Annotated in this window: 11 protein-coding genes, 1 tRNA gene and 1 other RNA gene; 11 read left to right on the forward strand and 2 right to left on the reverse strand. The window is 73.7% G+C overall.

What is annotated here, in order from left to right; genetic code table 11:
- Positions 1 to 302 precede the first annotated feature (302 nt).
- From kdpB to ACWPWV_RS20040, 4 genes are all read left to right on the forward strand, one after another.
- Positions 303 to 2,528 carry a potassium-transporting ATPase subunit KdpB gene (gene kdpB / locus ACWPWV_RS20025; RefSeq protein WP_454044727.1) on the forward strand — a complete coding sequence of 742 codons (2,226 nt, stop codon included), beginning with the start codon at positions 303 to 305 and terminating at the stop codon, positions 2,526 to 2,528.
- A gap of 82 nt (positions 2,529 to 2,610) precedes the next feature.
- Positions 2,611 to 3,339, forward strand: a complete 729-nt coding sequence (gene kdpC, locus ACWPWV_RS20030; RefSeq protein ID WP_454044728.1) for a K(+)-transporting ATPase subunit C — start codon at positions 2,611 to 2,613, stop codon at positions 3,337 to 3,339.
- A gap of 36 nt (positions 3,340 to 3,375) precedes the next feature.
- On the forward strand, positions 3,376 to 5,994 hold the full coding sequence (locus ACWPWV_RS20035) for a DUF4118 domain-containing protein (RefSeq protein ID WP_454044729.1): 2,619 nt from the start codon (positions 3,376 to 3,378) through the stop codon (positions 5,992 to 5,994).
- Positions 5,991 to 6,695 (forward strand): response regulator, encoded by a 705-nt coding sequence (locus ACWPWV_RS20040; protein ID WP_454044730.1) that lies wholly within the window; start codon positions 5,991 to 5,993, stop codon positions 6,693 to 6,695. The genes ACWPWV_RS20035 and ACWPWV_RS20040 overlap by 4 nt, the downstream gene beginning before the upstream one ends.
- Positions 6,696 to 6,699: 4 nt before the next feature.
- Here the strand turns inward: ACWPWV_RS20040 and ACWPWV_RS20045 are convergent, their stop codons facing one another.
- On the reverse strand, positions 6,700 to 7,947 hold the full coding sequence (locus ACWPWV_RS20045; RefSeq protein WP_454044731.1) for a TrkH family potassium uptake protein: 1,248 nt from the start codon (positions 7,945 to 7,947) through the stop codon (positions 6,700 to 6,702).
- 402 nt (positions 7,948 to 8,349) lie between these two features.
- Here ACWPWV_RS20045 and ACWPWV_RS20050 point away from each other — a divergent pair, with 402 nt between their 5' ends.
- The gene (locus tag ACWPWV_RS20050; RefSeq protein WP_454044732.1) at positions 8,350 to 16,359 is read left to right on the forward strand and encodes a DUF5979 domain-containing protein; all 8,010 of its coding nucleotides are present in this window, start codon (positions 8,350 to 8,352) and stop codon (positions 16,357 to 16,359) included.
- A gap of 293 nt (positions 16,360 to 16,652) precedes the next feature.
- On the opposite strand, the gene ACWPWV_RS20055 is transcribed toward ACWPWV_RS20050, so the two are convergent.
- A tRNA-Ser gene (locus ACWPWV_RS20055) sits at positions 16,653 to 16,738 on the reverse strand.
- 173 nt (positions 16,739 to 16,911) lie between these two features.
- On the opposite strand from ACWPWV_RS20055, the gene ffs reads away from it, so the two are divergent.
- From ffs to recR, 6 genes are all read left to right on the forward strand, one after another.
- An RNA gene (gene ffs / locus ACWPWV_RS20060) (signal recognition particle sRNA small type) lies at positions 16,912 to 17,008 on the forward strand.
- Between the two features lie 416 nt (positions 17,009 to 17,424).
- Positions 17,425 to 18,345 (forward strand): MetQ/NlpA family ABC transporter substrate-binding protein, encoded by a 921-nt coding sequence (locus tag ACWPWV_RS20065; RefSeq protein ID WP_454044733.1) that lies wholly within the window; start codon positions 17,425 to 17,427, stop codon positions 18,343 to 18,345.
- 194 nt (positions 18,346 to 18,539) lie between these two features.
- Complete coding sequence (locus ACWPWV_RS20070) at positions 18,540 to 19,745, forward strand: methionine ABC transporter ATP-binding protein (protein ID WP_454044734.1); 1,206 nt, start codon at positions 18,540 to 18,542, stop codon at positions 19,743 to 19,745.
- On the forward strand, positions 19,745 to 20,407 hold the full coding sequence (locus ACWPWV_RS20075; protein WP_435737173.1) for an ABC transporter permease subunit: 663 nt from the start codon (positions 19,745 to 19,747) through the stop codon (positions 20,405 to 20,407). The genes ACWPWV_RS20070 and ACWPWV_RS20075 overlap by 1 nt, the downstream gene beginning before the upstream one ends.
- Positions 20,408 to 20,476: 69 nt before the next feature.
- Positions 20,477 to 23,377, forward strand: a complete 2,901-nt coding sequence (locus ACWPWV_RS20080) for a DNA polymerase III subunit gamma and tau (RefSeq protein WP_454044735.1) — start codon at positions 20,477 to 20,479, stop codon at positions 23,375 to 23,377.
- Positions 23,378 to 23,490: 113 nt separating this feature from the next.
- Positions 23,491 to 24,090, forward strand: a complete 600-nt coding sequence (gene recR, locus ACWPWV_RS20085) for a recombination mediator RecR (protein WP_454044736.1) — start codon at positions 23,491 to 23,493, stop codon at positions 24,088 to 24,090.
- The last annotated feature ends 5 nt before the right edge of the window (positions 24,091 to 24,095 follow it).

A 24,095-nucleotide genomic window follows, 5' to 3' on the forward strand; every position in this document is an offset into this window, starting at 1 on the left:
CCCCCGCCGCCCCCCCCCCCCCCCCGGCCCCCCCCCCCCCCCCCCCCCCCCCCGCCCCCCCCCCCCCCCCCCCCCCCCCCCCCCCCCCCGCCCCCCCCCCCCCCCCCCCCCCCCCGCCCCCCCCCCCCCCCCCCCCCCCCCCCCCCCCCCCCCCCCGCGCCCCCCCCCCCCCCCCCCCCCCGCCCCGCCCCGCCCTCCGCTCCACCACGGCCGCTCTCCCCGGTGGTTCCGTCCCCGACGGCGGCGGCTCGCCCACCGGTGGTTCCGTGCCCGACGGCGGTAGGTCGGGTTCTGCAGGTCCCGTGCCCGACGGCGGTCGGTCGCGGCCGGCGCGGGCGCTCACCGGGGCGCAGGTGCGGGCGGCGCTGCCGGCCGCGGTGCGCAAGCTCGACCCGCGGGTGCTGTACCGGTCGCCGGTGCTGTTCGTCGTCGAGCTCGGGGCCGTCGCGACGACCGCGCTCGCGGTCGTCCAGCCGACGGCGTTCGCGTGGTGGATCACCGCATGGCTGTGGGCGACGGTGCTGTTCGCGACGCTCGCCGAGTCGGTCGCGGAGGCACGCGGCAAGGCGCAGGCGTCGAGCCTGCGCGCGACCCAGCGCAGCACGACGGCGCGGCGCGTCGTGTCGGCGAGCGCCGCCGTCGGTGTGGCGACGGGGCCCGCGGTCGACGCGACCGTCATGGACGCACGCCTGCACGCGCTGCCCGTGACGGAGGTCGCGTCGTCGGAGCTGCGCGTGGGCGACCTGGTCGTGGTCGAGGCGGGCGAGACGATCCCCGGGGACGGAGACGTCGTCGAGGGCGTGGCGTCGGTCGACGAGTCCGCGATCACCGGGGAGTCCGCACCCGTGATCCGCGAGTCGGGCGGTGACCGGTCCGCCGTGACGGGAGGGACGGTCGTCCTGTCCGACCGGATCGTCGTGCGCATCACCGCGCCCGCGGGACAGACGTTCGTCGACCGGATGATCGCGCTCGTCGAGGGCAGCGAGCGGCAGCGGACGCCCAACGAGATCGCGCTGAACATCCTCCTGACGTCGCTGACGATCGTGTTCGTGCTCGCGGTGGCGACGCTCCAGCCGTTCGCCGCGTACTCGGGGGCGAAGCAGTCGCTCGTCGTGCTCGTCGCGCTCCTCGTGTGCCTCATCCCGACGACGATCGGCGCGCTGCTCTCCGCGATCGGCATCGCGGGCATGGACCGGCTCGTGCGGCGCAACGTGCTCGCGATGTCCGGCCGTGCGGTCGAGGCCGCGGGCGACGTCGACGTGCTCCTGCTCGACAAGACCGGCACGATCACGCACGGCAACCGGTTCGCGACCGAGCTCCTGCCCGTCGGCGACGTCTCGGTGGACGAGCTCGCGGCGGCGGCGCGGCTCGCGTCGCTCGCCGACGAGACTCCCGAGGGGCGCAGCATCGTCGACCTCGTGGAGCGCACGCACCCGGGTGCCGGCCTGCCCGACGACGCAGGCGACCTCGCCCGGGCGGGCGGCCCCGCGCCGTCGGGCACGAACGGCAGGCGCGACGAGCTGGCGGGCGCGACGCTCGTCGCGTTCACCGCGCAGACGCGCATGTCCGGGGTGGACCTGCCTGCGGACCTGCCTGTGAACCTGCCCGGTGCGGGCGGCGCCCGGCGCCTGCGGAAGGGCGCGGGCAGCGCCGTCGAGCGGTGGGTGCTGTCGACCGGCGGCACGCTCGCCGGGCGCGAGGCCGACGCGCTGGCCGCCCACGTGGACGCCGTGAGCTCGCAGGGCGGCACGCCGCTCGTCGTCGCGGAGCAGGTCGGCGACGGTCCCGCCAGGGTGCTCGGCGTGGTCCGCCTCAAGGACGTCGTCAAGGACGGGCTGCGCGAGCGGTTCGACCAGCTGCGCGCGATGGGCATCCGCAGCGTCATGGTCACGGGCGACAACGCCGTGACCGCCCGCGCGATCGCCGCCGAGGCCGGCGTCGACGACGTCCTGGCCGAGGCGACGCCCGAGGACAAGCTGGCGCTCATCCGGCGCGAGCAGGAGGGCGGACGGCTCGTCGCGATGGCCGGCGACGGCACGAACGACGCGCCCGCGCTCGCGCAGGCGGACGTCGGGGTCGCGATGAACACCGGGACGACCGCCGCCAAGGAGGCGGGGAACATGGTCGACCTCGACTCGAACCCCACCAAGCTCCTCGAGATCGTCGAGATCGGCAAGCAGCTGCTCATCACGCGCGGCGCGCTGACCACGTTCTCCGTGGCGAACGACGTCGCGAAGTACTTCGCGATCCTGCCCGCCATGTTCATGGGCGTGTTCCCCGCGCTCGGCGTGCTCAACGTCATGCGCCTGTCGAGCCCCGAGTCGGCGATCCTCTCGGCGGTGATCTTCAACGCGCTGATCATCGTCGCGCTCGTCCCGCTCGCGCTGCGCGGCGTGCGGTACCGGCCGGCGTCCGCCTCGTCGATGCTGCGCCGCAACCTTCTGGTCTACGGCGTCGGCGGGCTCGTCGCCCCGTTCGTCGGCATCAAGCTCGTCGACCTGCTGGTCTCCCTCCTCCCCGGCTTCTGACCGCGACTCCGGCCGGTACAGCCGGCGCCCCCGCCGCCCGGCCCGCACCCACGACGCACGACCCGACATCGAAGGACTCCTCATGCCCAGCACCTCGCCCACCCGTCCCGACGGCGGCCCTGCGGGAACGCCCCGTGCGTCGGTCGGCGGTGGCGTCGTCTCGCTCACCCGGCAGTCGTTCGCCGGGCTCCGCGTCCTCCTCCTCATGACCCTGCTGCTCGGCGGCCTCTACCCGCTCGCGGTGCTCGGCGTCGGACAGCTCGGGTTCGGCTGGCAGGCGAACGGCTCGCTCGTGCGGGCCGACGGCTCGCGCGCGTCCGGGGTCGACGACGCCGGTCCCGACGGCGCGCCGGTCGTCGGGTCGGCGCTCGTCGGCCAGGGCTTCGGCGCGCCGGGCGCCGACCCGCAGTGGTTCCACGGACGCCCGTCCGCCGCGGGCGACGGGTACGACACCCTCGCGTCGGCGGGCTCGAACCTCGGTCCGAACAACCCCGACCTCGTCGCCGCGATCGAGGAGCGCCGGGCCGCGGTCGCCGCGGAGGACGGCGTCGACCCGTCGGACGTCCCGCCGGACGCGCTCACGGCGTCGGCCTCGGGGCTCGACCCGCACGTCTCCCCGGCGTACGCCGAGCAGCAGGTCGAGCGGGTCGCGACCGCGCGCGGGCTGGAGGTCACCCAGGTCCGCGCGCTGGTCGAGGCCGAGGCGGCCGGGCGCGTGCTCGGGGTGCTCGGCGACCCGCGCGTGAACGTCCTGTCGCTCAACCTCGCGCTCGTGCGGCTCGACACGTCGGGCACCGTGGGCACCCCGTGACCGCCGCGCCCGTCCGCGCCGTGGTGGACTGCACGCATGGACGCTGAGCAGCCGCGCCGAGGTCGTCTCTCGGTCTACCTCGGCGCGGCTCCGGGCGTCGGGAAGACGTTCGCGATGCTCGACGAGGCCCACCGCCGTCGCGCCCGCGGCACGGACGTCGTCGTGGGGCTCGTGGAGACCCACGGCCGCGACGCGACCGCCGCCAAGGTCGGCGACCTCGAGGTCGTGCCGCGCCGCGTCGTCGGGCACCGGGGCGTGGAGCTCACCGAGCTCGACGTCGACGCGGTGCTCACGCGCCGCCCCGACGTCGTGCTCGTCGACGAGCTGGCCCACACGAACGCCCCCGGCTCCCGGCACCCCAAGCGCTGGCAGGACGTGGACGACCTGCTCGTCGCGGGGATCGACGTCGTGACGACCGTCAACGTCCAGCACCTCGAGTCGCTCACCGAGGACGTCGAGGCGATCACCGGCGTGCGGCAGCGCGAGACCGTGCCCGACCACGTGGTCCGCGAGGCCGACCAGATCCAGCTCGTCGACCTCTCGCCCCAGGCCCTGCGGCGTCGCCTCGCGCACGGCAACGTGTACCGGGCCGAGCAGATCGACGCGTCGCTGTCGTCGTACTTCCGGGAGGGCAACCTCACGGCCCTGCGCGAGCTCGCGCTGCTGTGGCTCGCCGACCGCGTCGACGACGCCCTCACGCGCTACCGGGCCGACCACGCGATCTCCGGGACGTGGCCCGCGCGCGAGCGGGTCGTCGTCGCCCTCACGGGCGGTCCCGAGAGTGCGACGCTGCTGCGTCGCGGCGCCCGGATCGCCGAGCGTGCCGCGGGGTCCGAGCTGCTCGCCGTCCACGTCCTCGCGACCGACGGGCTGGCCGCGGCGTCCCCCGCGGCGCTCGCGGCCGACCGCGAGCTCGTCGAGTCCCTCGGCGGGACGTTCCACACCGTCGTGGGGGAGGACGTGCCGTCCGCGGTCGTCGACTTCGCGCGCGGGGTCAACGCGACGATGGTCGTCGTCGGGGTCTCGCGGCACTCGCGGTGGCGCGAGGCTCTGCTCGGCTCGACGAGCGCCGAGATCGCTCGCCTCGCCGGATCGCTCGACGTGCACCTCGTGACGCACGAGCGCGCGCGGGCGGGCCGGGTCTCGCGGCGCGCGCTCAGCCCGCTCTCGGCCCGACGCCGCGTGGCCGGCTGGGTGCTCGCCCCGACGGCGCCCGCGCTGCTCACCGCGCTGTTCGTCGGCACCGGCGAGCTCGTCGACCTGTCCACGCAGGTGCTCGTGTTCCTCGCGCTCACCGTCGGGGTCGCGCTCGTCGGCGGGATGTGGCCGGCGCTCGCGTGCGCCGTCGTGTCGTTCCTGTGCATCAACTGGTTCTTCACGCCGCCCACGGGGCTGCTCACCGTCGCCGACCCGGAGAACCTGCTCGCGCTCCTGCTCTTCGTGCTCGTCGCGGTCGCCGTCGCGTCGGTCGTCGACCTGTCGGCGCGCCGGTCCGTGCAGGCGGCGCGCGCCCGGGCCGAGGCGTCGACGCTCGCCGCGCTGTCCCGCTCCGTGCTGTCGGGGGAGGACACGGCCGACGCCGTCGTCTCGCGCCTCGCGGAGACGTTCGCCCTGCGCCGGGTCGCCCTGGAGGAGCGGGCGGGCACGGGGGCCGGCGGCGGCGGTGCGGCCGCCGGGTGGTCGACGATCGCCGAGGCCACCCGTCCCGTCGACGAGCAGGGGCGCGACGTCGGGGGCCGAGCTCGCCGGGGCAGGCACGACCACGGCGACGACGACCGCACGCTCGTCCGGGTCGACGACGATCGTCGGCTCGTGCTCGACGGTCGTCCGCTGCCCGCAGGCGACCGGCAGGTGCTCGACGCGTTCGGCGCCCAGGCGGGGATCGTCCTGGAGTACCGGCGCCTGCGCGAGCAGGCCGCGCGCGCCGCGGTCCTCGCCGAGGCGGACGCGACGCGCACGGCCCTGCTCGCCGCGGTGTCGCACGACCTGCGGACGCCGCTCGCCGCGATCCGCACCGCCGTGGACGGCCTGCGCCTGCCGGACGTCGCGCTCGCGCCCGAGGACGAGGAGGCGCTCGTCGAGACCGTCGCGACGGCGACCGGGCGGCTCGAACAGCTCATCGACAACCTGCTCGACCTGTCGCGGCTCCAGACGGGCGCCGTCGTCCCGGTGCTGCGGGCCGTGTCGCTCGACGAGGTCGTGCCGTTCGCCGTCGAGCCCGCGACCGACCGCGTCGAGCTCGCCGTGCCGGACGACCTGCCGCTCGTGCGCACCGACCCGGGGCTGCTCGAACGGGTGGTCGCGAACGTCGTCGCGAACGCGGTGCGCTTCTCGCCCGGCGACGTGCGGGTCACGGCGTCGGCGTCGCGCGACGGCGTGGAGCTGCGCGTCGTCGACCGCGGTCCGGGGCTGGACGACGCCGCGAAGGAGCGCATGTTCGAGCCGTTCCAGCGGCTCGGGGACACGAGCGGGAGCGGCGTCGGCCTCGGCCTCGCCGTGGCGCAGGGCTTCGCGCGGGCCGTGGGTGCGACGATCCTCCCCGAGGACACCCCCGGCGGCGGCCTGACCATGGTCGTCACGGTCCCGGTGGCCGACCCGGCGCCGTGGGGCTCGGACGTGGCCGGGACGGCCGGCAGGGACGAGGTGGGGCGATGAGCGCGGAGCGCGACGGCGTCGGAAACCGGGTGCTCGTCGTCGACGACGACCCGGGCCTGCTGCGGGCCATGGAGATCACGCTGCGCGTGCACGGCTGGGACGTCACGACGGCGGCGACCGGCCGCGCCGGGATCGACGCCGCGGCGACGACCCACCCCGACGTCGTCCTGCTCGACCTCGGCCTGCCCGACGTCAGCGGGATCGACGTCATCACCGCGGTCCGCGGCTGGAGCCGGGTGCCGATCATCGTGCTCTCGGCGCGCCAGCTCGGCGACGACAAGGTCGACGCGCTCGACGCCGGCGCGGACGACTACGTGACGAAGCCGTTCGCCATGCCCGAGCTCATGGCGCGGCTGCGGGCGGCGGTGCGCCGCGCGTCGAGCGAGCCGGTGCCCGACGACCCGGTCGTCGAGGCCGGCGACCTGCGCATCGACCTCGCGCGCCGCCAGGTGCAGCGCCACGGCGAGGACGTGCGCCTCACCCCGACCGAGTGGGCGCTGCTCGAGCTGCTCGTGCAGCACCGGGGACGCGTCGTCGGGCGCGAGCAGATGCTGCGCGAGGTGTGGGGGCCCGCGGCGACGCGCGACACGCACTACCTGCGCGTGTACGTCGCGCAGCTGCGGCGCAAGCTCGAGGACGACCCGGCGTCGCCGCGGCACCTCCTCACGACGCCGGGCATGGGCTACCGGTTCGAGGTCTGAGCCCTCACCCGATCACCGCGGCGCTCTCCGGGTGCCGGAAGAGCCGTGGACGCGACCGCAGCGCCAGGGCCGAACCGAGGGTGATCGGGCCGAGCCGGCCGAGGAACATGAGGCCGACGAGGATCAGCTGGTGCGGGGCGGCGAGGTCCGCCGTGATGCCGGCCGACAGGCCGGTCGTGGAGAACGCCGACGTCACCTCGAAGAGGATGCGGTCGAGGCCGAACGGCGACGTCGCGGTGATGACGAGCGTCGAGAGCAGGACGGCGGCGACGCCCAGCAGGGCGACGCTCACGGCCTGGCGCTGCGTCGCCGCGGCGACGCGCCGGTCGAACGCCGTGACGTCGGGGTCGCCGCGCAGCTCGGACCAGATGACGAACGCGAGCACCGCGAACGTCACGACCTTGATGCCTCCCGCGGTGCTCGCACTGCCACCGCCGATGAACATGAGCACGTCGGTCCCCAGCCACGTCCCGCTGTTCATCGCGGAGGTGTCGAGGGAGTTGTAGCCGGCGGTCCGCGCCATGACGGACTGCGTGAACGCGGCGAGGACCCGGTCGCCGACCCCGAGCGCGCCGAGCGTGCGAGGGTTCGCCCACTCCGCGACGAGGAAGAAGAGGGTCCCGCCGGCGAGCAGCACGCCGCTCGTGAGGAGCGTGAGCTTGGTGTGCAGGCTCCAGCGCGACGGGCCCGTCCGTCGTCGGCGGGCGCGGTAGAGCTCGAACAGCACGGGGAAGCCGATGCCGCCGAGGACCACGGCGAGGCACAGCGGCACGCAGATCCACGGGTCGCCGACGAAGCCGACGAGCGAGTCCGCGTACAGCGCGAACCCGGCGTTGTTGAACGCCGAGACGGCGTGGAAGAGGCCGTGCCACAGCGCCTCGCCCGGTGCCGTCCCGTACCCCACGACGAGCCGCGCGGCCACGAGCAGCGCGACGGCGCCCTCGACGGCGACGGTGACCCGCAGGACGCCGATCAGCACGGAGCGCACGTCGCCGAGCCCGACGCTGCGGGTGGACGCCGCGGCGACGAGCCGCGTGCGCAGGTCGAGGCGCCGGGAGACGAGCAGCCCGAGCAGCGACGCCGCCGTCATGACCCCGAAGCCGCCCAGCTGGATGAGCGCGAGGATCACGACCTGGCCGAACGGGGTCCAGAACGACCCGGTGTCGACCACCGCGAGCCCCGTGACGCACACCGCAGACGTCGCGGTGAACAGCGCCTCGAGCGGTGTCGCGAGCCGTCCGGTCGTGGACATCGGGAGCAGGAGGAGGAGAGTCCCGACGGCGATCGCCGCGGCGAAACCGCCGACCACCAGGCGCCCGGGCCGGCTCCCCTCCGACCGGGGCGGCGCACCGCGCGGCGACGGTCGACGGAGGATCGGGAGCAGGCGCACGACCCCGGTCTACCGGACGACGGTGGTCCGCACGGCGATCTTGACGGGATCATGACGCCCGGCTCTCAGGCGACGAGCGCCTGGCACGGTTGCTGTCGTCCCGACGCCCTGGAGACGTGCGCCGGCGCCCGGGACGGCCTCTGACGTGCCGTTTCTCCACGATTTCCTCGGCGCGACACCGTGGAGACCGTGTGGCAATCTCGTGACGACGGCGGTGCACGACGACGTGCGCCGAGGTGGGCTGTGTGGGCGGAGGACAGCGCTATGGGGGATCGTCGGACGGCGTGGAGCGCGGCGACCCGGACGGGACGCGCCCAGGCGGAACGAAGGGCCCGGCGGTTCCGGCGAGCCTGGGCCGCGACGGGGACGGCTCTGCTCGCGCTGCCGCTCGTGCTCGTTCCGGCGATGCCCGCGTCGGCGGCGTCCTGGGCCATCGGCAAGTCCGAGACCAGCACCGGTCCGTACCAGCCGGGTCAGACCGTCACGTGGGTCGTGACGATCTCGTGCTCCGACCCGAACCAGGACCCGTGCACCCCGACCACCATGACGGACCCGATGCCGGAGTACGTCGACCTCGTCAGCGCGTCGATCCAGAGCGCCGGGACCGGCACCGTCAACCCGCAGATCGACGTCGACCAGGACACGGACACCGTGACCTACACGGCCGACAGCGTGAACAACGGTCAGCAGTCGCAGATCCTCATCACCGGGACCGTCTCCGACGACATCCCGTACAGCCAGGACGGCGTGCCGATCACCAACACGGCGACGGTGGACTCGGACAACGCCGAGCCCGCGTCGGCGTCCGACGACATCGTTCCCGAGGTCCCGCTGGTCCTCGACTCCGAGACGACGAAGTCCATCGACCCGCCAGGCGCGATCGCGAGCCCCGGCACCCCGGCGACGGTCACCGTCGGCGGCACGAACACGTCGAACGACCCGGTGGACTCGCTGATCATCACCGAGCCGACGCCGGGGACGGACCCGAACCCGTTCACCTATCTCGGCTTCACCGGCTGGGGAGCCGTCACGTGGCCCGCGGGTGCGACGTCGGCGGACGTGACGTTCACCTGCGCCGACGGGTCCACGCCGACGGGGACCAGCACCACCGCAGACACCCTGCCCGACCCGCCGGCCGGCTGCGAGGTGGAGGGGTTCACGGTCCGGTTCGACGGCGACATCGGGATCGACGCCTCCGCGTCGATCCCGTTCGGCGTCGAGCAGACCGACGCGGTCACCGAGCTCACCGAAGCCACCACGCTGACGAACAACACGTCGTCGAACGTGATCCACGGCGACGACACCTCCGACCCGACCGATGCCAGCGACACGTACGTCATCACGCCGCCGAACAACGCCGTCACGCCGACCAAGTCGTTCGACCCCGCCGTGGTGAGCGCCGGGTCCCCGACGACGGTCACCCTCGGGGCGACCAACGACGGCGACCCGACGACGTCGATGACGATCACCGAGCCGTCGCCGGGCACGGACAGCCCGTTCGAGGGCGACGACCCGCTGACCTTCACCGGCTGGGGCACCGACGGTGCCGGGGCCGGTCTCGTGTGGCCGAACGACGCCGACGCCGCGAGCGTCACCTTCACGTGCGCAGACGGGACGACGACCGACCCGATCGCCGCGGAGGCGGAGGACACGCTCCCGGACCCGCCGGCCGGCTGCGTCGTCGTCGGTTTCTCGATCGAGTACACCGGGAACATCGTCACCGGTGCCCAGGCGACCATCCCGTTCACCGCGGACACCGACCCGGACCAGGGCGAGGACGACGTCCTGCACCCGAACGAGATCACGGCCACCATCCCGAACGACTCGGAGACCGCGAGCGCGACGCTCGAGACGCTGACGGACCGGCTCGCGACGGAGACGACCAAGTCGATCTCGCCCTCCACGATCCCGGCGCTGCCGGGCCAGACGGTGATCGTCGGGCTCCCCACGCAGCTCCTGCCCTTCGGCGAGGACGGCTCGACGACGAACGCGGACCAGGTCGTCATCCAGGACCCGACCGACACCGGCGCCCCGGGGGAGTTCTGGGAGAACTTCACCGCGTCGTCGGTGCGGTCCACCGACGTGCCGGCCGGCACCGAGCTGACGGTCAGCTACTGGAACGGCTCCGAGTGGGTCGAGGCGCCCGACTGCGGCAGCCCGGTCGAGGGTGCCGCGACGGTGAACTGCGACCTGCCGGCCGACGCCCAGGGCGTGCAGTTCGTCTACGACGACACGACGGGTGAGGGCATCCCGCCCGGCGAGAGCTTCGCCCCGAACTTCGTCGGTACGTACGACGGGCCGGAGGACCGGGAGGAGCCGATCGCCAACTGCGGCGCGTCGAGCGCGTCGAGCGACACGGTCGCCCCGACCGGCCCGGCCGAGGGCTGCGACACCGTGGACCCGTTCCCCGTGCCGGTGGGTCCGGGTGACCTCGACTTCATCGAGAAGTCATTCCTCGCCCCCGAGGGGCAGAGCGGGGAGCCGTACACCCTGCGGGCCCGCACGCAGGACGAGATCACCGCGCAGATCACCTGGTCGACCAACGGGTTCGAAGGCGTGGACCCGATGGTGATCAGCGACATCGCGGACCCGGTCGCGGCGGACGACCCGGCGATCGCCGGGTCGTTCTACGACGCGTTCAACCTCGTGCAGATCGCCGTCGACGACCCCCTGGTCCAGTACGACCAGATCCAGAGCGTCGAGCTGTTCGTCGCCGGCGCCTGGGTGGAGGCCTCGGGTGACCCGTGCCCGGAGGCCTGCGACGGGACCTTCCCGGGCTACACGCTGACGGCCGACGAGCAGGAGAGCGCGACGTCGGCGCGCCTGACGTACACCGAGTCCCCGGGGCGTGCGGCGTTCCCCTCGGACCCGACGGTGCCGGCCGCAGGGTCCGGCGTCGCCCGGTCGACGCAGGCGGACGGGCGGCACCTCGACCTCACGTTCCAGCTCCGTGACGACCGCCGCAGCGGTGGGCCGGCGCTCGGCGAGCAGCAGGGCGAGATCTACAACAACCCCGACGACCCGGGTCTCGTCACCGACACCGCGCGCGGCACCGCGACGTTCCAGGGGACGGACCGGACCGACACGGACGACGACGACGTCCTCGTCCTCGACCAGCCCATCAACGTCGGGATCACCAAGGACTGGACCGGTGGTCCGCTGTCGGTCCCGCCGGAGGGCACCCCGTACGAGGACTTCCCGACGACGGTCGCCACCATCACCGCGTCGAACAGCTCCGTGGCCCGGGTGGACCAGCTGCGCATCGCCGAGCCGTCGTACGCCAACGACGACCTCGTGGTCGAGCCGCAGGTCGCAGCCGGCACCAACCCCTTCGACGCGTTCACGCTGACGGACATCGTCGACGTCGTCCCGCCGGACGGCACGGAGACGACCACGGTGACGCTGACGACGGTCGGCGGCACCACCACCGACTACACCGAGACCGAGGCCGAGGCGCTGACCGCCGCGCAGCTCGAGGACGTCGTCGGCGTCGAGGTCACCTTCGACGGGCGCATCGCGTCCACCGAGTCCGGGAACAACGAAGGCGTCCTGGAGATGCAGCTCAAGCTGCGCGAGCTCGACCGGTACACCGGGGAACGGGTCACCGTGGACCACGACCCCAACCCCGTGCCGAACAGCGCGGGCGCGGAGGTCTCCGACCCGGGCGGAACGACGGCCCAGACGCCGCAGGCCTGGGACACCGCGGAGATGGAGCTCCAGGACGCGGCGATCTCGATGGTGGAGACCAAGTCGTTCAGCCCGGCCACGGTCGTCGAGCCCGGGACGGACGCCGAGGAGAACCCGACGTCGATCCTGACGATCACCGGCCAGCCGACCGGCCCCTCGCGCGCGGTCGAGATGACGCTCACCGACGTGGACGGGAGCTTCTGGAACCAGTACGCCCTGCTCGGGTTCGACGGCTCGACCCTCACCGTGCCGATCGACCAGGTCCAGGTGGACGCCTACACGGACGGCACGTACGACGAGGCGAGCGACACCTTCACCGGGGGCACGTGGACCGAGGGGGAGCCGTCCGGCACGTTCGCGCTGCCCGCCGGCGTGGACGCGGCCGACGTCGTCGGTCTGCGGTTCACGTTCACCCGGGCCGACGGCGCGATCTGGGAGAATCCCGCCAACCCGACGCAGGCGGTGAACCTCGAGGTGCAGGTGCGCGACACGCTGCGCTCCGACCCGAGCACCCCGGTGCCGAGCGACCTGGAGCTCAACGACCCGGCGCCGGGCGAGGACGCACCGGGCCTCGCCACCAACGACGTGACCGCCACGGTCACGGGCGCGGACCTGGTCTTCAACCCGGAGGACCCGGAGAACCCCGTCCCGGTGTCCAGCGACGCAGAGGCCTCGGGGACGATCACCTACCAGCACACCGAGAACGGCGTGAAGATCGTCAAGGACTTCGACACCGACATCACGGGAGGCACCAAACCCCCGAACACGCCGTTCCCGATGAACATCACGGTGACGAACGTCGGGAACCGGCCGATCTACGACCCGGTGATCGTCGACGACCCGATGCCCACCGATCCGGACGGGCCGCAGCTGCGGCTGGCCGACGTCGACGAGCCGTTCGGCTACACCCTCACGGAGCCCGGCACGCCACCTGTCGGCCAGCCCAACGGGCCGCAGATGCCCACCGACCCTGCTGACGTGGCCGTCGACCGGGACGGGAACATCGCGGGCCTGACGTTCACGTTCCCCGAGGGCACCGTGCTCGAGGTGGGGCAGGTCTACACGATCACCGTTCAGGTGCAGTTCCGCACGACCCTGGCCGCTAACACGGTGGTCGAGAACACCGCCGGCGTCACCGGCGACCGGCCGTGGGACGTCTGCCAGGCCCAGTCCGGCGACGACGGGAGCACCATCGACGGTCGCCTCGACGAGGTCACCGGGGCGTGCGAGGCGGACTCCGACGTGACGCCGGTCCCATCAGGCGTGCTGTCCGAGTCGAAGCTCGTCAAGGCGACGAACGACGAGTACCCGCTCGGCGTCATCGTCGATCCCGACCAGCCGGGTAGCGTCACCCCGGAGGACTGCCAGCCGAACGCGTCCGGGTTCTACGCCTACCCCTGCACACCGATCATCCCGCCGGGTCAGAACGAGACGTGGCGGGTCCGGGTGGACAACGTCGGCAACCTGCCCATGGACAAGGTCGTGCTCTACGACCGGTTGCCGACACCCGGGGACACCGCCTCCGACCCGACCAGCGCCTCGGAGCGTGGGTCGCAGTGGACGCCGGTCCTGACGAACGACCCGCCGCCGCAGGTCGTCAACGCGCCGGCCGGCAGCACGACGACGTTCTACTACACGACCGTCGACGACTACTGCCCCGACGACCTGGTCGACCCCGTGAACGAACCCACGTGCCCGGACGACCCGGAGACGGGCTGGGCCGTGCTGACCGCGGACACCTCGGAGGAGACCTACGAGCAGATCACCGCGATCAAGACCGTGATCGAGATGGCGCCGGACAGCCTGTTCCAGCCGGGCAGCTTCATCGCGCTGGAGGCGACGACGACCACCCCGCCCGAGGTCCCGGAGGCGGGCGACCGGTCGATCGCCTTCAACTCGGCCGCAGCGTCCGGCGTCGTCGTGACCCAGACGGGGGAGATCAACTCCCTGCGCGCGGAGGGCGTCAAGGTCGGTGTCGCGACGGCGTCCGGCCCGCTCGAGGTGAACAAGGTCGTGGAGGGCGAGGGTGCGGACAACGCACCTGCGTCGTTCGACCTGACCGTCGAGTGCACGTCCGCCGTCGGCACGTGGGTCGAGACGGAGCTGGAGCCGATCCCGATCACCGTCACGCCGGGGACCCCGGTCGTCGTGCCGAACCTCCCGTACGGCGCCGAGTGCACCCTCACGGAGGACGGGAGCGCCGGACAGACCCGCGTGGTCCTCGAGCCGAGCACCGTCACGATCGACAGCGAGGACCCCGAGGCCCCGTCGTCGATCACGGCGATCAACGTGTACGACCTGTCGAGCATCGAGCTCTCCAAGGAGGTCGTGACCGATGCCGTCGACCAGGACGGCGAGCCCGTCCCGTTCGGCCCGTTCGAGGCCACGGTGGAGTGCACGTTCCTCGGCGAGGACGTGTACGCCGAGGGCTACGGGCCCGAGGACCCGATGGTCGTGACCATCGAGGACGGCGAGACCGTCGAGCTCGCCGGCCTGCCCGTCGGGTCGGAGTGCACCGTCACGGAGACGGGGACGGGCAACGCGTCGTCGGTGACGATCACCGTCGACCAGGGACTGCCGGGGCATCCGGTGACGACGGACGGTCCCGCCGCGGACCTCACGCTGCTCGGGGACGTCCTCGGCGCGAGCACGAACGACGTCGTGCTGACCAACACGTACGACGTCGGCGCGATCGCGCTCCAGAAGATCGTCGACGGCGAGGGCGGTCCCGCCTACGGCCAGGGACCGTTCCGCATCGACGTCACGTGCACCTACGACGACGACGGTGACGGCCCGGGGGAGCCGCGCACGGTCTACGACAGCACCGTCGTGCTCGGTGGTGCCGGCCCGCTCGACGCGCAGGTCGCGAACCTGCCCACGGGCGCGGAGTGCAGCATCGTGGAGACCGATGACGCCGGTGCGACCGGCGCGGTCGTCGTGCCGGGCACGGTGACCGTCGGCAGCGGCGACGTCGCCGAGGTCGTCATCACCAACACGTTCGACGTGGGCACGGTCGAGGTCGACAAGGAGCTGGCCGGGCTCGGGGCCCTCTACGGGCCCGGGCCGTTCGAGGTGACGCTCGGGTGCACGTACGACGGCGTCGACCTCACCATCCCTGGCGGCGAGGTCCGCGAGCTCGTGCCTGGTGAGCCGGTCGTCTACGACGGGTTGCCCGTCGGCTCCGCGTGCACGGTGACCGAGACGGACACGTTCGGGGCGTCGTCGACGACGGTGAGCGTCGACGGCGGCGAGCCGGTCGACGGGACGGCGGCCGACGTCGTCGTGCCCCCCGCGGACGACGGCGAGCCGACGACGGTGACCGTCGCGATGACCAACACGTTCCTCACCGCCCCGCTCGTGGTGACCAAGGTCGTCGACGGCGACGGAGCGGCGTTCGCGCCGCTCGTGCCGGAGCTGCCGCCGTTCCCCGAGATCCCCGACGGGCCGATCGACCCGGAGACGCTCGCCCAGCTCCTGGAGGAGCTGGTGGAGTACCTCGAAGCCGTGCCGTACGAGGAGTTCCCGTACGCGGTGTCGCTGGAGTGCACCACGTCGCAGGGCGTGCCGGTGGAGACCATCCCCGGCGGCCCGGACCGGCGCTTCGGTCCCGGGTTCCCGGCGCTCTACTTCGGGCTCCAGGACGGTGACTCGTGCACCGTCACCGAGACCGAGACCGCGGGCGCCACATCGGTGACGGTGGACCCGAGTCCGGTGACGATCGTCGGCGCCGAGCTCCCCGCGGAGCCCGTCGAGGTCGTCGTGACCAACACCTACGACGTGGGCGCGATCGAGGTCACCAAGGTCGTGGACGGGGAGGGCGCGGACGCGTTCGGCGCCGGGCCGTTCACGGTGAGCGCGGCGTGCTCGTTCCAGGGCCAGGACGTCGAGGTGCCGGGCGGGGCGGACCGGCAGATCACGGGTGGCGAGGTCGCGGTCTTCGACGGACTGCCGATCGGCGCGGAGTGCGCCGTGACCGAGACCGCCGCGGGCGGCGCGACGTCGTCGACGGTGATCGCGGTCGAGGGCGGCGAGCCCGGGGTCGTGACGATCACGGCGGACCCCGCGGCGGTCACCGTGACGAACACGTTCGACGTCGGTCAGGTCGTGGTGACCAAGGAGCTCGACGGACCGGGCGCCGGCGCGCACGAGGACGACGAGTTCGTGGTGGCGCTCGCGTGCACCTGGGACGTCGACGGCGTCGAGACGGACGTCGTCGTGCCCGGCGGTGCGGAACGGACGCTCTCCGCGACGGACGGCTGGACCGTCGTCTACGAGCAGGTCCCGCAGGGCGCGACGTGCACGGTCGCCGAGACGGGCACGGGCGGCGCGGAGAGCGTCGCGATCGTCGTCGACGGCGCGGGGGTCACGACCGACCCCGCGGACGGCGTCCCGACGTCCGACCCGTTCGACGTGCCGCTCGGGGACGGCGACGTCCAGGTCGACGCGAGCGTGACGAACACCTTCCCGAGCACGGGGGGCGACCTCGCGCGGACGGGTTCGACGGCGCTCGCCGCGACCGTGCTCGCCGTCCTGCTCCTCGCGACCGGCGTGATCCTCGCGACCGCCCGCAGGCGCGGGGACACCTGACCCGACCGTCCCGTCGGGGCTCGTCGGCACCGTCCGGCGGGCCCCGACGGCGTCCTGCACGGGATGATCACGGACGGAAGCGGCCTGCCCCCTGCCGTTGCGACGCTCGGGGCCGTAGGCTGGGGGGAGCCGTCGGCGGCACCGCCGGCGCTCATGTCCCGGCGCGTCGGACCGTCGGGACGTCCGAGAGGCCCGTCGCACCTGTGCGACGGGCCTCTGCGGTGCCTGCACCGGTTCGCCGCGACCCTGGCACGACGAAGGGCCCGTCGCGAGGCGACGAGCCCTTCGGTCTGCGGAGGATGGGGGATTCGAACCCCCGAGGGCTTTTAACCCAACACGCTTTCCAAGCGTGCGCCATAGGCCACTAGGCGAATCCTCCTGGTGCACCACCGATCCTGATCACAGACCGGGGTAGCGCAACGAGGATACCGGACCGCGGTCCCAGGGCCGAATCGCGTCCTCGGTCGTGCCGGGACACCGTGCCGCGTGGTGGCCCGACGACGGTCGCCCGGCCCGGTTTCTGGCGAGGCCCGGTCCTGGGCTAGGCTGGGTCCAGACCCCTCGTGCGGCATCATCTCGCCGAACTCCCCCAGGGCCGGAAGGCAGCAAGGGTAGGTGAGCTCTGGTGGGTGTGCGAGGGGTCCTTCACGTCTCCGGACGGCGTCGTCGCCGGTCCGCTCCCAGGATGTGACCAGAACCGCGTCCACATCATGGACGAACGGGCCCCGGGATTGGCGCGCGCGCGCCTCGCGTGCCCATGATGAACGACATGAGCTCGTTCCCCGTCGCCGCACCGGTCCCGCACGCAGCGTCCTGCGTCGCGATGCCGTGTTGTCGCCGCGCACGGGGCGCTGGGCGAATGTGCGGCTGCTGACACCCGCGCCGTCGTCCCCCGCAGGCATCGCCTGCACCTGACCGACCCGTCCCCGCCGCCTCGCGCGGCGGACCGGTCCACCCGCTCGCCACGTGGCTGATGGCCCGTCGGAAGCACCCCGCACCCGATCCCCGCAGGCACCCCTGCACCCTGTCGCGCCGACCTCGCGCGACCCCGTCGAAGGGCATCCCATGTCGTTCTCCACCCCGTCGTCCCGCACCGCCCGCAATCGTCTGACCTGGACCGCGGTCGCCGTCGCCTCCACCCTGGCCCTGACGGCGTGCTCGTCCGCCGACGACTCCGCGGGCACCTCCTCCGGTGACGCGGACGACCCGATCCGCATCGGTGTCGTCGGGGCGTCCGACGACAAGTGGGCGGTGTACCAGGAGCAGGCCGAGGCCGAGGGCATCGAGATCGAGCTCGTCGACCTCCAGGACTACACGCAGGCCAACCCGGCGCTGTCCCAGGGCGAGCTGGACGCCAACCAGTTCCAGCACCTGCAGTTCCTCGCGGGCTACAACGTGGACGCCGGCGACGACCTCCAGCCGATCGGCGCGACGGCCGTCTACCCCCTCGCGCTGTACTCGACCAAGCACACGTCGCTCGAGCAGATCCCCGACGGTGGCCAGGTGGCCGTCCCGAACGACCCGACCAACCTCGCCCGCGCGCTCCTCGTGCTGCAGGAGGCGGGCCTGGTCGAGCTCGAGGACGGCGGAAGCTCGATCTCCACGGAGGCGGACGTCCTCCCGTCCTCCAAGGTCACCGTCACCCCCGTCGACGCGGCGCAGACCCCGATCCAGCTCCAGTCCGTCGACGCGTCGATCATCAACAACGACTACGTCGAGGACGCGGGGCTCACCCCCGAGGACGCCCTCTTCGAGGACGACCCCGACTCCGACGCCGCCAAGCCCTACATCAACGTGTGGGTCGTGCGCGCCGAGGACAAGGACGACGAGACGCTCCTGAAGCTCGCGGAGCTGTCCCACTCGCCCGAGGTCGTCGAGGCGGAGAAGACGGCGTCCGGCGGCACCGCGGTCATCAAGGAGAACTCGCCCGCCGAGCTGCAGGAGATCCTCGCGGGCATCGAGGACGACATCCGCTCCGCGTCCTGACCCGTCCTGACCGGTCCTGACCCGTCGGGAGCGAGGGGCGGGCGCGCGAACGCGCCCGCCCCTCGCGCGCCGTCGTGCCTCGCGGAGGACGATGGCAGGCGGGTCACCACCCGACCAGGGGCTCCCACGAGGCGCCCCAGCACACGCCCAGCACAGGCACCCGGAGGCGCGTCCTCCGACGAGAGGACCCGACCGTGACCGACGGCCCCCGAACCCAGGGCGGTGACGAGCAGCCCGCGATCGAGCTGCGCCACGTGAGCAAGACGTTCGGCGAGGGAGACAGCGCCGTGCACGCCGTCGACGACGTCTCCCTGACCGTCCGACGCGGCGAGATCTTCGGTGTCATCGGTTACTCCGGAGCCGGCAAGTCGACGCTCGTGCGGCTCGTCAACGCGCTCGAGACCGTGACGAGCGGCGAGGTCGTCGTCGACGGCCAGGTGATCACGGGCCTGCCCGAGCGGCGCGTGCGCGACGTGCGCTCACGCATCGGCATGGTGTTCCAGCAGTTCAACCTGCTGTCGTCGCGCACCGTGGCCGGGAACGTCGCCTACCCGCTCAAGGTCGCCGGGTGGTCGCGCGAGGACCGGGCGGCGCGCGTCGCCGAGATGCTCGCGTTCGTCGGCCTCTCCGACAAGGCCAAGGCCTACCCGCGCCAGCTCTCCGGCGGCCAGAAGCAGCGCGTGGGCATCGCCCGTGCGCTCGCGGCGTCGCCCACCATCCTGCTCGCCGACGAGGCGACGTCCGCGCTGGACCCGGAGACGACGCGCGAGGTGCTGGCGCTCCTGCGGCGCGTCAACGCCGAGCTCGGCATCACGATCGTCGTCATCACCCACGAGATGGAGGTGGTGCGCTCGACGTGCCACCGCGTCGCGGTGATGGAGCACGGCAAAGTCGTCGAGACGGGCGACGTGTACGACGTGTTCTCCGCACCCAGCGCCGACGCCGCCCAGCGGTTCGTCGGCACGGCCCTGCACGACCGGCCGTCGCGCGAGACGCTCGCGCGTCTGCGCGAGCGCCACCCCGGTCGTCTCGTCACGGTCGGCGTCCGCGAGGGCGCGAGCACGGGGACCGACCTGTTCCGCCTCCTGCGCGAGCACGACGTCGACGGCTCGGTCGTCTACGGCGGCATCTCCGAGGTGGGGGAGCGGCCGTTCGGCTCGCTGACGGTCGAGCTCGACGCCCCGGAGGACCGCGTCGCGCCGTTCCTCACCGCGCTCGCCGAGCGGGCCGACGTCGTGGACCTCGGCACGGCCGCGCACCCGCTCGAGGACCCGCGCGTCGCGCGGCTCGCCGCCGGCCCTCGCGGGTCGGGCATCGATGTGCCGGGTGACGAGCCCGGCGACCAGCCGGGCGCCTCGCACACGACGTCGTACCGACACGGCATGCCGGGAGGTCTGTGATGAACCGCGACTGGTCGCAGCTGTGGCCGATCCTCGTCGAGTCGTTCGGCCAGACGCTGCAGATGGTCTCCGTGGCGCTGCTCACGGGCGGCCTGGCGGGGCTCGCGCTCGGCATCGCGCTGTACGTGACCCGGCAGGGCAACCTGCTCGAGAACCGCTGGGTGTTCGGCGTGCTCAACGTCGTGGTCAACGTCGTGCGGCCCATCCCGTTCATCATCTTCGTCACGCTGCTCGGGCCCGTGACGCTCCAGGTGGTCGGGACGACGCTCGGCACCGAGGCGTTCATCTTCCCGCTGTCGGTGATGACGGCGTTCGGCACGAGCCGCATCGTCGAGCAGAACCTCGTGGGCATCGACCCGGGCGTCGTCGAGGCGGCGCGCGCGATGGGCGCGTCGTCGTGGCGCATCATCACGACGGTGCTCGTCCCCGAGGCGCTCGCACCGCTCATCCTCGGGTACACGTTCCTCTTCATCGCGGTGCTCGACATGTCGGCGATCGCGGGGATCATCGGCGGCGGCGGGCTGGGCAACTTCGCGATCGTGTACGGCTACCAGCGCTACAACTGGGGCGTCGTGGTCGTGACCGTGATCGTGATCATCGCGATCGTGCAGCTCGCCCAGCTGCTCGGCAACTGGCTCGCGCGCAAGGCGCTGCACCGCTGACCTCGGCGTCCGTCCACCGCCCGACGAGCGGTCTCGTGCCTGTCGGTCGCGACGTCTAGAGTGGCCGGGGTGAGCACCGCCCTGTACCGCCGCTACCGGCCCGAGACCTTCGCCGAGGTGATCGGTCAGGACCACGTGACCGCGCCGCTCATGCAGGCGCTGCGGAGCGGCAGGGTGAACCACGCGTACCTCTTCTCCGGCCCGCGCGGCTGCGGCAAGACGACGAGCGCGCGCATCCTCGCGCGCACGCTCAACTGCGCGCAGAACACGCCAGAGAACCCGATCGACACCCCGTGCGGGCAGTGCCCGTCGTGCGTCGACCTCGCACGCGGCGGTCCGGGCAGCCTCGACGTCGTCGAGATCGACGCGGCGTCGCACGGCGGCGTCGACGACGCGCGCGACCTGCGCGAGCGCGCGACGTTCGCCCCGACGCGCGACCGGTACAAGATCTTCATCATCGACGAGGCGCACATGGTCTCGCCCGCGGGGTTCAACGCGCTGCTCAAGATCGTCGAGGAGCCGCCGGAGCACATCAAGTTCGTCTTCGCGACGACGGAGCCCGACAAGGTCATCGGCACCATCCGCTCGCGCACCCACCACTACCCGTTCCGGCTCGTCCCGCCGGACGTGCTCGGCCCGTACCTCGAGGAGCTCTGCACCGCCGAGGGCGTCGGGGTCGGCTCGGGCGTCTTCCCGCTCGTGACGCGTGCGGGCGGCGGCAGCGTCCGCGACTCGCTGTCGGTCATGGACCAGCTCATCGCCGGTGCGGAGGACGGGCAGGTCGACTACGAGCGCGCCGTCGCGCTGCTCGGCTACACGCACGCCACGCTGCTCGACGACGTCGTGGACGCCCTCGCGGCACGCGACGGCGCGAGCATCTTCCGCGTCGTCGATCAGGTGATCGCGACGGGCCACGAGCCGCGCCGCTTCGTCGAGGACGTGCTCGAGCGCCTGCGCGACCTCATCGTCATCGCCGTCTCGGGCGAGGAGGCGCAGGCGGTCCTGCGCGACCACCCGGCCGACCAGCTCGCCCGCATGCGCACCCAGGCCCAGAACCTCGGGATGTCCGAGCTCTCGCGCGCCGCCGACCTCGTCAACGCGGCGCTCACCGAGATGGCCGGGGCCACGTCGCCGCGCCTGCACCTCGAGCTGCTCGTCGCGCGGCTCCTCCTGCCCGGCGCCGACGACGGCGCCGCAGGGTTCGCGGCGCGCCTCGACCGCCTCGAGCGCGGCGGTCTCGGCGCGGCACCGGTCGTCCCCGTCCCCGCCGCCCCGGGTCCCGTCGCACCGGGGCCGGTCGCCACAGTGCGTCCGGTGCCCGCCGCCGCAGCGGCCGACCCCCTCGCTCCCGCGCCGCAGCCGGGCCTCACCGGGGCCGCCGCCGTCCGTGCTGCGCTGCGCCCGGGCAGGGCCGCGCCGTCCCCGTCCGTCGCCGGCACGCCGTCGCCGGCGGCCGCGTCCGTCCCGGTGCCGGAGCGGGGCGAGCAGATCGAGGCGACGCCGGCGCCCGCGGTGACGGTCGAGGACGCCGGGACGACGGACGCGACCGACGCCGCCGACGCGACCGACGCCGCCGACGCGACCGACACCGCCGACGCGACCGACACCGCCGACGCGACGGACACCGCCGACGCGACCGACACCGCCGACGACGCCGTGCCGGCCGAGCCGGCCGACTCGACCGCGGAGCCGGCCTCTCCCGGACCCGGGGCCGACGAGCGGGGCGCCGGGTCGGCCGCAGAGGCGGCCCGCCCGTCGGACGACGACGAAGGGTCCCGCCCGTCGGCCGTCGCGGAGCAGCCCCCGGCTCCGGTCGAGCAGCGCGCGGAGACGCCGCTCGCGACCGTGGTCCCGCCGAGCACGACGTCGGGAGCGCCGTCGGGAGCACCGTCGATGACGACGGAGGAGCTGCGGCGGCGTTGGCCCGAGGTCCTCCAGACGCTGAGCTCGAGCCGTGCGACGTGGTCGCTCGTGAGCATGAACGCCCAGGTGGCGGAGCTGCACCCGGACGTGCTGTTCCTGTCGTTCCCGTCGCCCGGTCTCGCGCGGACGTTCTCCTCCTCACGGCACACCGCGGCGGTCCAGGACGCCGTCTACCAGACCCTGGGCCTCCAGCTGCGGGTCGAGGCCCGTCTCGCCGAGGAGGGACCGGGTCACGGCGGAGGCGGCCCCGCTCCCGGAGCCGACCCCGGGGGTCCGGGGGGCACCGCCTCGCCGGACGCGGGCGCCGACGTCGAGCCGTCGTCGTGGACCGCCGAGGCGTCGGGCCCCGCGGCTCCCCGGTCCGGTGACGACGTCGCCCCGTCGGCGGGAGCCGCCTCTCCCGCACGGGCGAGCGCGGTCCCGACGCACGCGGGCTCGCCGGTCGGCTCCGCCACCGCGGTGCTGGACGCCCCGGGCGGCGGTGCCGTGGCGCTGCAGGAGCGGCCTGTCCTCCAGGAGGAGCCGCCGCCTCTGGCCACCGTGGTCGACGCGGCGGACGAGGCGTGGCTCGCCGGTGCACCGGCGACGATCGCGGTGGCCCCCGCCTCGGGCAGCGGGGGGAGCGGCGGCGCGTCGTCCGGCATCCCGTCGGCGCCGGGCGCGACGTCGGGGGGCGTCGCGGCGAACCCCGGGCCGAGCGCGTCGGGCGACGCGGCCGACGAGGCCTGGCTCGCCGGGGCGACGCTGTCCGAGCCGCCCGCGGACCTCGACGACGGGCCGGAGCCGGAGCCGGTCGTCGAGCCGGAGCGCGCCGCGACTCCGACGTCGCACCCGACGGGCGAGACGCCCCGGCAGGCCGCGGAGCGTCGCGAGGCCGAGCGCCGCGCCTCCGTGCGGGCGGCGGCGCCCGTGCGCGTCGCGCCGGAGGACGACGCACCCTCCGCCGACGACCCGGACATCGTGTCGACGGGGCTCGTCGGCGCGCAGCTCGTCGTGCGTCTGCTCGACGGGAAGATCGTCGAGGAGATCCAGGACCCAGGCGCCTGACCGTGCCGCGCGGTGCACGGCACCACGACCCGACGTCCCACGTCGGTCGTCCCTCGTCGCGTCGTCCTGAGCGGCGTCCCGGTCGTGTGGGCCGGGCCCCGTAGGCTGGGGGAGTGTACGAAGGCGCTGTCCAGGACCTGATCGACGAGCTCGGCCGACTCCCCGGCGTCGGGCCCAAGAGCGCGCAGCGCATCGCGTTCCACCTCCTCGCGACGGACGCCGTCGACGTGCGGCGCCTCGTCGACGCGCTCACGGAGGTCAAGGCGCGCGTCCGGTTCTGCGAGACGTGCGGGAACGTCGCGGAGTCCGAGCAGTGCCGCATCTGCGCCGACCCCCGGCGCTCGGTCGACGTCATCTGCGTCGTCGAGGAGCCCAAGGACGTCGTCGCGATCGAGCGCACGCGGGAGTTCCGCGGCAAGTACCACGTGCTCGGCGGCGCCATCAACCCGATCGAGAACGTCGGACCGGGCGACCTGCGGATCGCGGAGCTCATGACGCGCCTCGCGGACGGCCAGGTCACGGAGGTCATCCTCGCGACCGACCCGAACGTCGAGGGCGAGGCCACCGCGACGTACCTCGCCCGCATGCTCGGCCCCATGGGGCTGCGCGTGACCCGCCTGGCCTCCGGACTACCTGTCGGGGGAGACTTGGAGTACGCCGACGAGGTGACCCTCGGGCGGGCGTTCGAGGGGCGTCGCCTGATCGGCGGCTGACGGAA

The sequence above is a fragment of the Cellulosimicrobium sp. Marseille-Q8652 genome, assembly GCF_965112045.1.

Excerpts from the sequence above, each read along its gene's own strand:
- kdpC (WP_454044728.1), top strand. The coding sequence starts at position 2,611 with ATGCCCAGCACCTCGCCCACCCGTCCCGACGGCGGCCCTGCGGGAACG.
- ACWPWV_RS20035 (WP_454044729.1), top strand. The coding sequence starts at position 3,376 with ATGGACGCTGAGCAGCCGCGCCGAGGTCGTCTCTCGGTCTACCTCGGC.
- ACWPWV_RS20040 (WP_454044730.1), top strand. The coding sequence starts at position 5,991 with ATGAGCGCGGAGCGCGACGGCGTCGGAAACCGGGTGCTCGTCGTCGAC.
- ACWPWV_RS20045 (WP_454044731.1), bottom strand. The coding sequence starts at position 7,947 with ATGTCCACGACCGGACGGCTCGCGACACCGCTCGAGGCGCTGTTCACC.
- ACWPWV_RS20050 (WP_454044732.1), top strand. The coding sequence starts at position 8,350 with ATGGGGGATCGTCGGACGGCGTGGAGCGCGGCGACCCGGACGGGACGC.
- ACWPWV_RS20065 (WP_454044733.1), top strand. The coding sequence starts at position 17,425 with ATGTCGTTCTCCACCCCGTCGTCCCGCACCGCCCGCAATCGTCTGACC.
- ACWPWV_RS20075 (WP_435737173.1), top strand. The coding sequence starts at position 19,745 with ATGAACCGCGACTGGTCGCAGCTGTGGCCGATCCTCGTCGAGTCGTTC.